The organism is Streptomyces sp. NBC_01232, from assembly GCF_035989885.1.
Taxonomy (GTDB): domain Bacteria; phylum Actinomycetota; class Actinomycetes; order Streptomycetales; family Streptomycetaceae; genus Streptomyces.
The window spans coordinates 4,399,565-4,414,230 of record NZ_CP108518.1 but is presented as its reverse complement, the minus strand read 5'-3'; the positions used below and the strand labels follow the sequence as shown (position 1 = coordinate 4,414,230).

The window sequence follows — 14,666 nt, the reverse complement described above, 5'->3', positions numbered from 1 at the left end:
GCGGATCCCGGGATCCGCGACCCGGGTCGCGAGTCCCGGGGCGCGGATCCCGGGTCGTGGGTCTCGGATCGCCGCCCGCCCGCTGCATCGAAGGATGTACGGCCCCTTCGTCCGCCCGCAGGACGTACGGGCCCCCGCGCGCCGGGACGCTGAAGTCATGGCCGACACCCTGATCGCCCCGGCAGCACGGAAGACCGCGCGGCTTCCCCTCCTCGACGTCCTGCGCGGCGCCGCCATCCTCGGCACCCTCATGACCAACGTCTGGATCTTCACCTCCCCGGGCTCGGAGTGGGGGGTGCTGCAGGGCGGCCTGAAGGCGCCCGACCCGCTCACCGACCCCTCCGCCGCGAACCTCGCGGAGAGCGTCTTCCGCTTCCTCGCGGACGGCAAGTTCCTGGCCCTGCTGACGGTCCTGTTCGGCGTGGGCCTGGCCATCCAGTACGACTCCGCCGCCCGCCGCGGCGACCCCTGGCCCGGCCGCTATCCGCGCCGCGCCGCCTTCCTCTTCGTCGAGGGCACCGTCCACTTCGTGCTCGTCTTCGCCTGGGACGTGCTGATGGGGTACGCCGTCACCGCCCTCCTCGTCGCCTGGCTGCTGGCCCGCTCCGAGAAGGTGCGCAGGCGGGCCATGTGGGCGGCCGGCGGACTGCACCTGGCGCTGATCTCCCTGCTGACCCTCGACGCGCTGAGCCGGCCGGCCGGCGCCCCGAAGAGTCCGGACCCGGCCGCCGTCGAGCTGTACGCGCACGGCAGCTACCCCGCCCAGATCGCCTTCCGCCTGGAGCACTTCCTCGCCCTGCGCATCGAGCCGGTCATCTCCTTCGGACTGCTCGTGTTCCTCTTCCTCCTCGGAGTGCGGCTGCACCGCGCGGGCGCCTTCACCGCCACCGCGGACGGCCGCCGCATCCGGACCCGGCTGGCCGCGTGGGGCCTGGGCCTGGGACTGCCGCTGAACGCCGCGACCACCCTCGGCGGCGGCGACTTCTACCTCCTGGGACGCTACGGAGCCGCGCCGCTGCTCGCCCTCGGCTACATCGGCCTGATCGGCATCGCCCTCGACCGCCGGTGGTTCCCGGCCCCCGTGACCACCGCCCTCGGCTCCGTCGGCCGCACCGCCCTGTCCTGCTACGTCGCCCAGAACCTGCTCTGCATGCTGCTCTGCTACGGCATCGGGCTCGGCCTCGCCGAGCGCCTGGGCGGCAGCGGCCCCTGGTGGGTGATGGGCCTGTGGGCCGGCGTGAGCCTGGCCCTGGCCGCCGGATCGTGGCTGTGGCTGCGCCGCTTCGGCCACGGCCCCCTGGAGGCCGTACAGCGCACGGTCCTCAGGCCGCGCCGGTGACCGACACGACCTCCACGTCCAGCACGAACTCGTCGTACGGGGCCTCGTCCGGGTAGGGCGGCCGGACCTGCACGAAGCGGATCCGGGCCCGGCCCCCGCCCGGGGCGCGACCCCGGACGACGTAGGCCCGCTCCACCGCCGCCCCCGGCGGCGGGGCCGCCTCGGGGGCGGCCCGGCCCACGGGGGCCTCGGCCACCGTCACCACGTCCGCGTCCCCGGTGACCTGCCAGGTCCACACGTACCCGCGCGCCCCGCGCCCGGTGAGCCGCAGCTCGTACGGCTCGTCCGGGCCCAGCACGATGCTCCGTACCTCCACGCCCGCCCGGTCCTCTCAGACGGGGCCGATGACCGACCCCTCGTGCCACCCCGCGCCGTCGCGCCAGTAGTGCTGAAGACGGCGGTCGGTGCGCAGGACGATGACTTCCAGGTTGAACCCGAAACTGCCCTGGAGCATCCCGGTGACCGAGGCGACGTCGTGCCCGAAGACCGCGCTGCGCCGCCACGGCGAGCCGCTCGCGTTGCCGCGCCACCAGTGCTCGACCTGCCCGCCGGCGACGGCCACGCACAGCTCGTAGTTCCCCGCGGTGTCCTCGTCGGCGGCACCGGACTGCCCCTCGATCAGGCAGGGCGCGGAGACGGCGGGCGTACCGCTGCCGAAGATCTCCCCGGCCCGCCAGGTGAAGCCGTTCGGATCGTCGCGCCACCACAGCTGCATGCGGCCGTCGGTGAGGGCGGCGACGAGGTCGAGGTGGCGGGCGCGGGTCTGGACGAGCGCGGGCCCGTAGTGGGCGATGCCGGAGGCGAACCGGCCGCCGTCGTTCCAGGTCCAGGGGGCGCCGTTGATCCGCCACCAGTGGCCCAGGCGGCCGTCGGCGGTCCGCACCACCACCTCGAAGTTGCCCGGCCTGCCGTAGTCGCTCTGGATGAACGCCGGGGTCGAGCCGGCCGCCGCGTCACCGGGCCCGAAGACACCGCCGTCGCGCCAGACGCCGGCCGACTGCTCGTAGTACCAGTGGCGCAGCCGGCCGCCGGTGGTCACGTGCAGGGACTCCATGTTGCGGTTGTAGGTGGTCCCCGTGAAGGCGGGCTGGCCGGAGGCGTCGCTGGCGAAGGTGCCCGCGCGGGACCAGGCGAACGGCGGGTCCCCCTCGCGCCACCAGTGCTGGAGGCGGCCGCCGGGGGCGGTGGCGAGGAGCTCGAAGTTGCGGTGGGCGCGGCCGTTGCCGCTCTCGTAGACGTTGCCGGTGTGCAGCCGGCGCTTGGTCCACGGGTCGGGGTTGGTGCCGCGCAGGCCGCACTTGGCCCAGTGGTCGATGCCGGTCTCGCCGTAGGCGATCCGGCCGTAGCCGCCGACGTGGTAGCCGGTCCCCCAGGAGTTCTTGAACAGCCAGCAGCCGGCCGCGTCGTCGTAGCCGACGATCAGCACGCAGTGGCCGCCCGCGAGACGGTCGCTGGTGCGGTGGTAGACACCGGAGCCGAGCCCGAAGAAGTCGTCGTAGACGTCGAAGCAGGCGGTCAGCGGGCCGACCGTGTCCAGCCAGACCTTCTGCTGCTCGACGTCGCCGAGCCGGACGTAGTCGGAGATCCGGACGGTCCGGCCGGACCGGTCCCAGCTGGGCGTGTACTCGGCGCGCCAGGCGTCGCGCCGGGCGGCCGGCAGCCCCGCGGGCGGGGTGCTGTACGGCCAGCAGTCCGGGTCGGCGAGCCCGCCGTTCGCCTTGATCCAGTCCAGGGCGGTCTCCGGATTGCTGCCCTGCCCGCAGGTGAAGCGCAGGCCGTCGTGCACGTCCCCCTCGGAGCGCTCCGCCCATACGTCGTGCTCGATCCGGGCCATGGACTCCACCAGGCCCGCGGCGCCGAAGGCCCAGCAGGAACCGCACGGGTTCTGGTCCTTCACCTTGGTGATCCACGGCCGGCCCCAGCGGCTGCGCCAGTCCACGGCGGCGGGGCGGGCGGCGGTCACCGGCCCCGGTGCGCCGGGCAGCAGCCCGTGGGCGGCCCGGCGTCGGGTGAGATGCGGGTTCCCGCTCGCGTGGCCGATGGTCCCCGCAAGGTCGATCACCCCCGCTTCCCTTGCGGGCGTCAGGTTCGCCCCGGGCTCCAGACCGAGCGAGGGCCGCGGCACGGGCTCCTCGTCGGCGAGATGCTCCAGGACCGACCAGCGCGCCCCCTGTGCGACGAGCTGCGCGCGCAACTCCCCCACCGACTGGACAGACTCCTCCGGCATGGCGGCCCCCCAGCTGCAACCGTTCGGATTCAAGATTCGGGAGCGTCCCCCCGGCGCAGGGGGGCGTCAAGGGGGTCCGCACGGTCGCGCGGTGGCACGAGGGGGCGTGCCACCCGGACGGCCCCGGGTTCAGCCGTCCAGCGCGATCGCGTTCTTGGCCCGCGTCACGGATTCCTCCGAGGCGGGTCCGCCGGGGTTCTCCGTCGCCAGCGCCTGGTTGAGCGTGACGAAGGGCCGCATCCGCTCCTCGTAGCGGGCGTAACCGCGGTGGTGGTCGCCGGACGCCTGCGCGAGGCAGTGGGCCAGTACGTGGGCGCCCACCAGGGCCAGACTGGTGCCCTGCCCCGAGAGGGGCGAGGGGCAGTAGCCGGCGTCGCCGAGCAGGGTCACCCGGCCCCGCGACCACTGGTCCATGCGGATCTGGGCCATCGCGTCGCAGTAGAAGTCGGGGGCCTTCCGGGCTGCGTCGGCCAGGCGGGCGCCTTCCCACTCAAGGGTCTGCAGCCGGTCGACGACGAGCCGCCGCAGGGCGTCGCCGGTACGCAGCTCCGGTGCCAGGGGGGCGGACTCGAAGCCGAAGGCGATCCGCAGTTCGGTGTTGTCGCGTACGGGCATGATGCCGAATCCCATGTCCCCGTCCCGCAGCCACACCTGCCAGTCGTCCAGGGCGAGGAAGTTGTCCGCGGCGAACACCGAGAGGTAGCTGCCCAGGTGGTGGGTGAAGCGCTCCTCGGGGCCGAAGGCCAGGCGCCGCACGGTGGAGTGCAGGCCGTCCGCCCCGACGACGAGGTCGAAGGTGCGCGGCGCCGCGTGCGCGAACCGGACGTGCACGCCGCTCGCGTCCTCCTCCAGCCCGGTGATGCCGTCGCCGAAGAGGTACTCGATGTCCGCACGGGTGCGCTCGTGGACCATCCGCACCAGGTCCTCGCGCAGCAGCTCCATGTCCGCGCCGTCGAGCCGGCCGCTGCTGAAGGTCGACTCGGTGGAGCGGTGGACCTCGGTGCCGTCGGCGGCGAGGACCGACATGCCGCGCATCCGGGTGCGTACGCGGCTCGCCCGGTCCAGCAGGCCCATGCGCTCCACGACGTCGAGCGCGACGCCGCGGACGTCCACGGCCTGCCCGCCGGCGCGCGGGCCGGGGGCGCGCTCGACGACGGTGGGCTCGAAGCCGTGGTGGCGCAGGCGGTGGGCGAGGACGGGCCCGGCGATGCCGCCGCCGGAGATGAGTACGGTCCGCATGAGAAGCTCCTCCACTGGGTCTGTACGCTGTACGCATACTGAATGTACGACGTACACGCAGGGCTCTCAACAGGCAGAACGACGTCCCTGTACTAGCTCAGACCGGCTCCGGCACGCATCGCCGCTGCTACCTTCTGCACTAGTACAGGAGAGAAGGGCGGCAGAACGTGACGCAGACCACAGGCCCGGCGGGCGATCCGCCCTACCTGCGCATCGTCGCAGCGCTGCGGCGGCGCATCGCCGAGGGGGAACTCGCCCCCGGGGAACGGGTCCCCTCCACCCGGCAGATCGCCGCGCAATGGGGCGTCGCGCTCGCCACCGCCACCAAGGCCCTCACCACCCTGCGCCTGGAGGGCCTGGTCGAGGCCCGACCCCGGATCGGCACGGTCGTCGCCGCAGCCGCAGCGCCCGACGCGGCGGCCCGCAGGCGCCCGTCCTCCGCCCCGTCCATCACCCCGGACACCGACACCGGCACGGACCAGGAGTTGAGCCTCGACCGGATCGTCCGCGCCGCCATCGCCATCGCCGACGCCGAAGGGCTCGCGGCGCTCTCCATGCGCGGTGTCGCGGCCCGGCTCGGGGTCGCGGCGATGTCCACCTACCGGTACGTCCCGAGCAAGGACGACCTGGTCCTGCTGATGGCCGACGCCGCCTTCGGTGAGGAGTCCTACCCGGCCGAGGCGCCCGCGCACTGGCGGGAGCGCATCGAGATGGGCGCCCGGACCCTGTGGAGCCTGTACCGCAAGCACCCGTGGCTGGCCCAGATCGGCTCCCTCACCCGCCCGCTGCTCCTGCCCGGTCTGCTCGTCCACGGCGAGTGGATGCTGAACGCCCTCGACGGCCACGGACTGGACCCGACGACGCTCTTCGACATCCACGTCCTGCTCTACAGCCATGTGCAGGGCCTCGCGGTCCACCTGGAGCTGGAGGCCAACGCCGAAGCCGCCACCGGCCAGTCGGAGGACCAGTGGATGGACAGCCGCTCACACATCCTCCGGGAACTGGTGGACTCCGGCCGCTTCCCGACCTTCGCCAAGCTGGTCGGATCCTTCGAGGACGGCTACGACCTGCGCCTCGACGCGCTCTTCGAGCTGGGCCTGCGGGCGCTGCTCGACGGCCTGACCCCCGTCGTCGAAGGCTAAGGGCTGTCCCGTAATCCCCGGCGGGCGCACGACGCCAGCTACGGCACCTCGCTGCGTTGTCGGATCGCCCGAATACACCCGGTATGAGTACGACCCTCCGCCTTGCGATGCACCGCATCTGACGCCGTGCGCTGACCCACCGCGGATTACGGGACAGCCCTTAGGCTCGGACGCATGGGGACCTGGATCGCGCCGAGCGTCATCGAGAGAGAGCTGTACGAGGCCAAGACGGCCGGCGACTGGCCCGCGTACTTCGACGTACTCGCGCGGAACCAGCTGTACTTGGCGCAGCACCGGTCCCAGGTCGACGCCCGTCCCGACTCGACGTTCTTCCACCCCACCCCGGACCGGATGCTCGTCGTCCACACCGCCGGGATGCTCCCCGCCCCCACCCCCGAAACGGTGTACGAGCCGCGCAGACTGCGCTGGTTCGCCAAGGTCTGGGCCGCCGACGACCCCGCCTTCCTCGCCGTCAACCCGGGCTCCCCCTGCGAGGCCTACCTCACCACCACCCCCGCCGACCTGGCCCGCTGGCGCGCCCACGCGGAGGCCGCCCCCGGCGTCGGCCTGCCCGAGGGCAGGATCCACGCGCTCTTCACCGGCGGCCCGCTGCACGGGCCCGTCGCCCACGGCCTCGCCGTCGGCGGTCATCTCGCGGTGACGAACGGGGAGTTCTGGAACTCCCTCGCCCACCACGGCAGCGGCTACCGGCACGAGCGCCGCCGGGTCGAGAAGTCCTGGGGCATCACCGACCGGGCCGAATGGCTCTCCGTCCTGGAGATGCTCCTGCGGGCCGAAGCGGTCAGCTCCGTCTGGGAGTACGCGCTCCGCGTCCGCCGGGTCCTCGCCGCCGACTTCGCCGGGCCCGTGGACACCGAACACTGGCGGCACGCCGCCGGGGCGAGCCTGCGCCGGGGCGCCGAGCGCGCCGCCGAACCGAAGCTCACCGCCGACGGGGTCACCGTCGCCCAGCCGCGCCCCGCCGCGGAGGTGGAGGGGGAGATAGCCGGCGTCAACCGGCTCATCGGCCGGATCGCCCGCTACGAGCAGCGCTTCCGCGCCGACGGGCTGCTCCCCGAGAACGGCTGGGTCCGCTCGGTGGAGGCCTGGGACATCGGCCGGGCCTCCCAGATGGCCCGCTGGGGCGTCGCCTGCCGCTACGGGACCGTCGCCGACGCCGAGGCGGCCGTACTGCGCGCCGGGGAGGCGGCGCGCGACACGTACCGCTCGTGGGAGGAGTTCTCCGCCGGATACTCCCTCGCCCGGTGCCTGCACTTCGACGAGGAGCAGTTCGGCACCTGGTACACGACCTCCCTCGGCACCCACCTCACGCTGACGACCGACCCGGCCAGCCCCTGGCTCAACATCCCCTGGACCTGAGGACGCCCGGCCACGGCCCCGCCCCGGGCACGCAGCACGGAGCCCCGGCCCCCGCGGTGTGCGGGAACCGGGGCTCGGTGGTCCGTCCTTCGATGCGTCCGGGGTACTAGCCCTGGGTGAAGTACCCGAGCAGGTCGGCGATCACGTGGTTCGGACCGCCCCACTGGCTGTTGTAGACGCTGATCCTGCCGTCCGCGACCGGGGTCGTCACGTGGTTCGAGACGGTCAGACCCGGCAGCGTCTGCAGGCTGCTCGCCTCCGGGCGGGCCGAGCCGAAGGCGTGCGCGGTCAGGAAGCCCGCACCGGTGCTCTCGGTCGCCGTCAGGTTCAGCACCGCGCCCACCGCGCCGGCCGGCACGCCGGACACGGTCGTGGTGGCGCCCGCGGCGAGCTTGCCCGTCGTACGGGTGTCCGCGAGACGCTTCGGCACGACCGGCGTGTAGAGGGCCTTGCCGTTCTTGCCGTAGTAGCCCACCGCGTCCACGATCAGGTGCGCGGAACCGGCGTGGTTGTACAGGGTGATCGTCCCGTCCGGGCCGACCGGCACGATGGCCTGGTTCGAGTTGGCCTTGCCGGGCTCCGGGTTCAGGTTCGACGCCGGCTCGGGCCGCTTCGCCGGGTCCGGGTAGGCGACCACGTACGAGTTCTGCGTCGCCTCGGTGCTCGTCAGGTTCACCGCGACGGCCTTGGCGTCCGCCGGGATCCCGCCGACGCCCGCGACCTTGACGGTACGGGTGGTGCCACCGGCGACGGCGCCGCCCGCGCCCGGGGTACGGGTGTCGGCGAGGCGGGCCGGGGCGACGGGGCTGAACTTCTCCCCGGCGTTGGGCTGGTAGTAGCCGACGAAGTCCACGATCACGTCGGCGCGGCCGGCGTTGAGGTAGAACCAGACCTGGCCGATCTCGCTCACGGGGACGGTCACCGTGTTGGACACCGTGGCGCCCGCACGGGCGTTGATGTTCGAGGTCGTCGGCCGGTCGTCGTACGCCGACGAGACGTTGAGGTAGGCGTCCTGTGTGACATTGGTGAGGGTGACGTTGATGACCGCCGCGGACATGCCGCCCGAAGCGCTGCCCGCCGCGTTGAACGGGATCGGCATGCCGATGGACGCGGGGCTGCCGCCCTGGAGGGTGCCGCCGTTGACGCGGGTGTCCTTGAGCCGGAAGGGCGTTACGGCCGTGTAGCCGCCCTTGGCGTACTCCACGTGTACGGGCCGGGTCGTCGTGGACCTGGTGCCCTTGACGTCGACGACGGTGACGGTCGCCGTGTAGTCGCCGGGCCTGGAGTAGGTGTACTTGCCGATGGCCAGACCCGGGAAGCTCCTCTGCACGCCGTCTCCGAAGTCCACGTCGGTGCGCTCCACCGGCCACGGCGTCGCCGAGGCCGAGGGGTCGAAGGACATGGTCAGCGGGGGAACGCGCGTCGCGGTGTCGTTCGGGGCGGGCAGGAACGGAGTTGCCGAGAAGGCCGCTGTCAGCGGTCCTGCGGGAGTCACCTTGGTCGTCTGCTGGGTGGTGGCCTGCTGGCCGGCGCCGTTGACGGCCGTCACCTTGATCACGTAGTCGCCCGGCTTGCCGTAGGCGTGCGTGGCCAGGCCGTGGGCGCCGGTGCCCTGCTGGGTGACGACCGGGGCCGTCCCGTCGCCGAAGTCGACGTGGTAGCTCATCGCGGTGGGCCAGCGGCTGTCGGAGACGGCCTGCACCTCCACCTTCGTGCCGGCCGGCGCCCAGGTCTTGTCGATGTTCATCCAGGCCTGGCTCAGGCCGTCGTGGGTCTCGTAGGCGCCGCGGTCGAGGTAACCGCCGTTCTTCCCGGTATTGGGGACACTCGGGTCGTCCCCGGTCGGTTTCCTGTTGATGTCACTGGGCAGTACGCCCGGAGCCGTCGGGTCGGCGGAGTCGACGGTCGGGGAACCTTCGACCGGACCCACTCCGGCCTGGCCTGCGGTCAGGATGTCGTGCCCGCCCTGACCCGTCGCGGCATGGAACGCCGCCGGGTCCGGGTACGTGGTGCCGGCCCAGCGGTACGGCATTTGCACGGGGGCGGACGGAACGCCGGTGACCAGGTTGTAGTCGACGACGGTGCCCGCCGTCGCGCTCTGCTCGACCAGGATCGCGTTGCGCGGCTCGTCGGTCTTGCAGTAGCTGCTGCGCCCCTCGGTGACGATCACGTTGTTGAACAGGCCGGAGCCCGTCGAGGCGCCGCCGACCGAGACGCCGGTCGCGCAGTATCCGCGGACCGTGTTGTTGGTGACGACGGTGCCGGGTGCGTCGACGGCGGTGACCCCCGGCTGCGCCGAGCCGGTGATGAGGTTGCGGCTCAGGACGGTGCCCTGCGAGCCGCCCTCGATGCGGACGCCGACCAGATTGCTCCGGCCGATGCGGACGTCCTTGCTCGCGCCGTCGACCACGACGCCGTCGAGCCTGCCGCGCGCGGCGCGGATCCGGTCCATCCCGACGTCGGTGGATCCGCTGATCTGAACACCGCCGCGGGTGAACAGGCTGCCGAGCACCACGTGGGAGGCACCCCGGACGGTCAGCAGCTCGCCGAGATCGGCCTGCTGGCCGTCCCACCCTTCTTCGGCGACGAAGCTGATCGGCTTGCCCGGCGCTCCCGAGCGGTCGATGGTGACGGCCTCGTCGTATGTCCAACCCGGCTTGATCCGGACGGTCTGGCCCGGGAGCACGGCCCTGGCCGCCGCCGAGATCGTGCAGTACGGGACGGCCTGCGTACCGGCCCCCGTGTCGGAGCAGTTGGAGCCGCTCTGGTTGTTGACGTGGAGATCGGTCGGATTCTCGGCGGCCGCGACGGCCGGAACACCGAGAAGGGTGACGAGACCTGCGGTCAGCAGGACCGTCGTGCGAGTGGGACGCACCAGTGGGGTTCCTTCGTGGAGAGAGAGCGTGGTGTCACGAAGGATGCTGCGGCGCCGCACGACTGGTAGATGTTCCGTTCCCCCAGCGACAGTCGGGCGCACGCAGCCCCCCGCGTACGGTGATCAGTATCCGGTGTCCGAAACTCGATGTCACGTGCTTCTTTCCCGGGCTACGGAAGCTGCGGCCGGACCGCCGACCAGCCGTCGACCGCGACCGCCAGGGGGTCGGCGTCCGCGAGGTGCGGCCGGACGAGGACCAGCCACGGGATCAGGCCCTTGATCCGGCGCAGGTGCCGGATGCGGTGGTACGGGAGGTCGCGCCAGACCCGGCCCTGTGCCGCGGCCTGTTCCGGGGTCAGGTCCATCAGCGCCAGCAGGTCCCGGCACAGGGCCGCCGGGTCACCGCCCCGTTCCGGGCCAAACTGCTGGATCAAGTAGGCCCGTACGCAGGCCAGTTCGGGCGCACTGAGCAGCTCGGGCACACCCTCGGCCCGCGCGCAGCGGTGGGTGGCGGCCAGCGCGAGGCGGCCCCAGCGCAGCCGGATCCCCTCCGGCAGCCGCTCGTCCCGCATCCGCACCCCGGCGAGCACGCGCAGGGTCCGCGGGTGCGGTTCGTCCAGCAGCGGCGGGTCGGTGGCCAGCCAGGCCTCCAGGTCCTCCAGCGAGTGCCCGTCGGGCGGCACGGAGGTCAGCACCTGGCCCCGGGTGAGCAGCGCCACCATGGCCCCCGCGAGGTGGACCTTCGCGACGTGCCCGGCGTCGAAGGAGCCGACGGCCCGCCCGTGGCGCTCGATGCGGCGCAGGCCGATCCTGGACTCCCCCACGGCGTAGACCTGTCCGGCCCGCGCCACCCCGCCGACGCACCGGACCACGCACACGCCGCCCGTGACGTCGGCCTCCTCGACGGAGTACACCTGCAATTCGGCGATGGACACCCCTGCCCCCTTCCCCGGGGCGGAGGTTACCTTCCGGGGGCGCGGAGCGCGCTCACTCGGGTCCCTGGAGGCACACGCGGGTGCCGGTGACGGCGGAGGCGGCGGCCGAGAAGCCGATGGTGCGGCTCCCGCTGGTCACCGAAACCCACGACCGCCCGCCCCCACCGGGGCCGGCCCCCGTGACGCGTACCGTGCGGTCGTGGCGATCCGGGTGTTCGGAGGCGATGCCCGTCATCCGCAGGTCCTCGACGCCGGTGAACACGAGGAAGAAGCACAGGGTGTTGTAGGTGCTCCGCGCCCACTCCGGTTCGGGGTGGTCGGGCAGTTGCGCCGTTTGGAGTCCGAGGGTGACGGAGGTGTCCCGCTCGTCCACGTGGACGTCGTACAGCGGGCAGGAGGACAGCTCCGGCGGGGTGTCGTAGAGCGCGGCCAGTTCGGGCCACGGGGCCAGGCTCATCTCAGGCCCTCTCGTAGAAGATGTTGACGTGGGTCGGGGGCAGCGTCGGGTACAGCCGGTCGTACAGGGGTACGACGTGCCGGCGCGGCCCGCCGTCGCCGCCGTCCGCGTCCTGGGTGAAGACCCCGACCTTGCCCAGGGTCAGCGAGGCGACCGTCGTGAACGACACCTCGGTGCCGGGCGCCGTGACGTGGACGGCCAGCCGGTTGCGGGGCAGGGGCGTGAGCCCGATGTCCGCCGTCACCGGTGGCCGCCAGCCCTCCATCACGAAGTCCTCGACGTGCGAGAAGCCGATCTGGCACTGCAGCGTGTCCCCGGGCCCGCCGTCCCAGCGGTCCGGGAACCGCGGCAGGTCCAGCCGCAGGATCACGCACGAACCCCAGCCGTCCGCGTGCACCGACCTCAGCCGTACGCCCGTGAGGCCGGGCACCTCGTCGTAGTACGGCGCGAGGGCCGGGGGGCCTGGGACGAGGTCCGCCCAGTTCACGGGGTCACCGGGGTCACCGGGGTCACCGGGGTCACCGGGGTCACCGGGACGGGGCTTCCAGGACGAGGCGGATCTCGGTGACCTCATAGCCGGCGCGGTCGAACGCGGCGGCCATCGGCAGGTTGACGGTGTCGGTGGTCGCGGTGATGCGCTCGGCTCCCGCGGCGGCGTGGAAGCGGGTGATCTCGCCCAGGATCTCGTCGATCAGGCCCTGCCCGCGCTGCTCCGGAACGACGCCCAGGTAGCCGACGTTGCGGTGGTACGGGGTCGCCGACGGGACCGCCAGGCCGGCGAGGCGGCCGTCCGGGAGGTGGGCCAGGCGCCACCAGGAGCGCTCGCCGGGGCAGTCGAGGTAGAAGTCGAAGTCCTCGCGGGCCAGCTGCTCGGCGTCCATCAGCTCCAGTTCGTGCTGCGTGGTCACGTCCAGGCTGTCGTGGGAGAGGCGGACGAAGGCGTCCAGCATCTCCTCGTCGGTGCCCTCGCGGAAGACGAGCCGGCCGGTGGGCGCGGCCGTACCGGCCTGCGGGGTCCACTCGTAGCGCAGGCGCTCGATCTCGCGCGTCAGGCCGGCCGCGGCCGCGGCCTCCCGGCGCCAGGCGACGGCCGCGGCCAGCGCCGGGTCGTCCCGCCAGCCGCGGGGCAGGGAGATGTGGTAGCCCGGCCGCTTGCCGAAGGCCGTGTGACCGGCCTCCAGCAGTCCGGCGGCTACCCCGGCCGGGTCGGCGACGCCCTCCCGCACCTGGAGGCAGTCGAGCGCGACGGGCCGCTCGCTGTCGGCGCGGCCCCACCACAGGGCGCGGGCGAGGATCCGGCCCTCACCGTCCTCGGCGAGCCAGATCCACTCGGGGCGGATCCGGTTCCCGGCGAGCTCCTCACGGATCCGCTCGGCGGTGAGGGCGGGGACGCGGCCGTCGGCCGGGTGGGCCACGGCTCGGTCCAGATCTGCAGGGTCTGCGGTGGCAGCGCGAAACAGCATCCGGCGATGATCACACGCCCAGGCCTCCCCGACCAGGCCGTTTCCCGCGGCGCGGAGCCGACCGGCCGGCCGGACACCGTCGGCGCGGGCGCTCGCCTCGCGGGCCCGCCCGGTACGGCCGATGGCCGGTCTCCGTGAGGGAGACCGGCCATCGGGTGGGGCTTCGTGCGTGCCGCTACGCCCAGGTGATCAGGCGGCGGGGCTGTTCCAGGACCGCCGCGATGTCGGCGAGGAACTTGGAGCCGAGCTCGCCGTCGATCAGACGGTGGTCGAACGACAGCGCCAGGGTGGTGACGTGGCGCGGCTTCACCTTGCCCTTGTGGACCCACGGCTGGAGCTTGATCGCACCGACCGCGAGGATCGCGGACTCGCCGGGGTTCAGGATGGGCGTACCGGTGTCGACGCCGAAGACGCCGACGTTGGTGATGGTGATGGTGCCGTTCTGCATGTCCGCCGGGGAGGTCTTGCCGTCGCGGGCCGTGGCGACCAGCGAGGACAGGGACTCCGACAGCTCGCCGAGGCTCTTGGCGTGGGCGTCCTTGATGTTCGGGACGATCAGCCCGCGCGGAGTGGCCGCCGCGATGCCCAGGTTGACGTAGTGCTTGAGCACGATCTCCTGGGCCGCCTCGTCCCAGGACGCGTTGACGTCCGGGTTGCGGCGGATGGCCACCAGCACGGCCTTGGCGATGAGCAGCAGCGGGTTGATCCGCAGCCCCGCGAGGTCCGGGTCGGCCTTGAGCTCCTGGACCAGTTTCATCGTGCGCGTCACGTCGAAGGTGACGAACTCGGTGACGTGCGGCGCGGTGAAGGCCGAGCCGACCATGGCCTGTGCGGTGACCTTGCGGACGCCCTTGACCGGGATACGGGTCTCCCGCGCCGAGGCGTCGGCCACGGGGGCCGCGGCCACGGCGACGGGCGCCGCCACGGCTGCCGGGGCGGCGGCCGGGGCCGCCGCGGGCGCGGCGGCCTGCGGGGTGATCGCCGCGGCGGCCGCCGCGTGGACGTCCTCCCGGGTCACGACCCCGCCGTCGCCGGTGGGTACCACCGCGGCCAGGTCGATGCCGAGGTCCTTGGCGAGCTTGCGCACCGGCGGCTTGGCCAGCGGCCGCTCGCCGGCCGGCTGCGCCGGGACGGCGGGGAGCGGCGCCGGGGCGGCCGGAGCCGCCGGAGCGGGCGCGGCCAACGGGGCCGCCGTGCCGTTCTGCGCGGCCACGGCGGGCGCCGGGGCGGCCTTGCGCGGGCGGCGCTTGGTGGAGGCCTCGGAGACCCCGTAGCCGACCAGCACGGGCTGGCGGGCGGCCGGGGCCGGCTCGGCGGCGGCCGGAGCCGCCTCCACCGCGGCGGCGGCGGGGGCCGGGGCCTCCGCCTCACCGGTCTGCACCGAGATGATGACCTGGCCGACGTCGACCGTGGTGCCCTCCTCGAAGAGGAGCGCGTGCACGACACCGTCGAACGGGATCGGCAGTTCCACGGCGGCCTTGGCCGTCTCGACCTCGCACACGACCTGACCGTCGGTGACCGTGTCACCGGGCTGGACGTACCACTTGAGGATCTCGGCCTCGGTGAGGCCCTCGCCCACATCGGGCATCTTGAATTCGCGGATGGTCAT

The 14,666-nt window shown here is 73.2% G+C and carries 12 protein-coding genes; 3 read left to right on the top strand and 9 right to left on the bottom strand.

Annotated features, from left to right (window positions below; translation table 11 throughout):
- Positions 1-157: 157 nt before the first annotated feature.
- A complete protein-coding gene (locus OG444_RS20315; RefSeq protein WP_327263508.1) occupies positions 158-1,339 on the top strand; it encodes a DUF418 domain-containing protein in 1,182 nt (393 codons plus the stop codon).
- Here the strand turns inward: OG444_RS20315 and OG444_RS20310 are convergent.
- The 3 genes from OG444_RS20310 to OG444_RS20300 all read right to left on the bottom strand — a co-directional run bounded on the left by OG444_RS20310 (position 1,323) and on the right by OG444_RS20300 (position 4,805).
- On the bottom strand, positions 1,323-1,655 hold the full coding sequence (locus OG444_RS20310) for a protease inhibitor I42 family protein (protein WP_327263507.1): 333 nt from the start codon (positions 1,653-1,655) through the stop codon (positions 1,323-1,325). The genes OG444_RS20315 and OG444_RS20310 overlap by 17 nt on opposite strands.
- Positions 1,656-1,670: 15 nt before the next feature.
- The gene (locus OG444_RS20305; RefSeq protein ID WP_327263506.1) at positions 1,671-3,566 is read right to left on the bottom strand and encodes a C1 family peptidase; all 1,896 of its coding nucleotides are present in this window, start codon (positions 3,564-3,566) and stop codon (positions 1,671-1,673) included.
- A gap of 129 nt (positions 3,567-3,695) precedes the next feature.
- Positions 3,696-4,805, bottom strand: a complete 1,110-nt coding sequence (locus OG444_RS20300; protein WP_327263505.1) for an FAD-dependent monooxygenase — start codon at positions 4,803-4,805, stop codon at positions 3,696-3,698.
- Between the two features lie 167 nt (positions 4,806-4,972).
- Here OG444_RS20300 and OG444_RS20295 point away from each other — a divergent pair, with 167 nt between their 5' ends.
- Both OG444_RS20295 and OG444_RS20290 read left to right on the top strand, forming a co-directional pair.
- Positions 4,973-5,947, top strand: a complete 975-nt coding sequence (locus OG444_RS20295; protein WP_327263504.1) for a GntR family transcriptional regulator — start codon at positions 4,973-4,975, stop codon at positions 5,945-5,947.
- Between the two features lie 174 nt (positions 5,948-6,121).
- On the top strand, positions 6,122-7,327 hold the full coding sequence (locus OG444_RS20290; RefSeq protein ID WP_327263503.1) for a DUF1266 domain-containing protein: 1,206 nt from the start codon (positions 6,122-6,124) through the stop codon (positions 7,325-7,327).
- A 106-nt stretch (positions 7,328-7,433) separates the two neighbouring features.
- On the opposite strand, the gene OG444_RS20285 is transcribed toward OG444_RS20290, so the two are convergent.
- From OG444_RS20285 to OG444_RS20260, 6 genes are all read right to left on the bottom strand, one after another.
- On the bottom strand, positions 7,434-10,202 hold the full coding sequence (locus tag OG444_RS20285; protein WP_327263502.1) for a PKD domain-containing protein: 2,769 nt from the start codon (positions 10,200-10,202) through the stop codon (positions 7,434-7,436).
- 170 nt (positions 10,203-10,372) lie between these two features.
- The gene (locus tag OG444_RS20280; RefSeq protein WP_327263501.1) at positions 10,373-11,137 is read right to left on the bottom strand and encodes a hypothetical protein; all 765 of its coding nucleotides are present in this window, start codon (positions 11,135-11,137) and stop codon (positions 10,373-10,375) included.
- Positions 11,138-11,189: 52 nt separating this feature from the next.
- On the bottom strand, positions 11,190-11,594 hold the full coding sequence (locus tag OG444_RS20275) for an Imm50 family immunity protein (protein WP_327263500.1): 405 nt from the start codon (positions 11,592-11,594) through the stop codon (positions 11,190-11,192).
- Between the two features lies 1 nt (position 11,595).
- Positions 11,596-12,081, bottom strand: coding sequence for a hypothetical protein (locus tag OG444_RS20270; RefSeq protein WP_327263499.1), 486 nt, complete (start codon positions 12,079-12,081; stop codon positions 11,596-11,598).
- 40 nt (positions 12,082-12,121) lie between these two features.
- Positions 12,122-13,057 (bottom strand): GNAT family N-acetyltransferase, encoded by a 936-nt coding sequence (locus tag OG444_RS20265; protein ID WP_327263498.1) that lies wholly within the window; start codon positions 13,055-13,057, stop codon positions 12,122-12,124.
- Between the two features lie 175 nt (positions 13,058-13,232).
- The gene (locus OG444_RS20260) at positions 13,233-14,666 is read right to left on the bottom strand and encodes a dihydrolipoamide acetyltransferase family protein (protein ID WP_327263497.1); all 1,434 of its coding nucleotides are present in this window, start codon (positions 14,664-14,666) and stop codon (positions 13,233-13,235) included.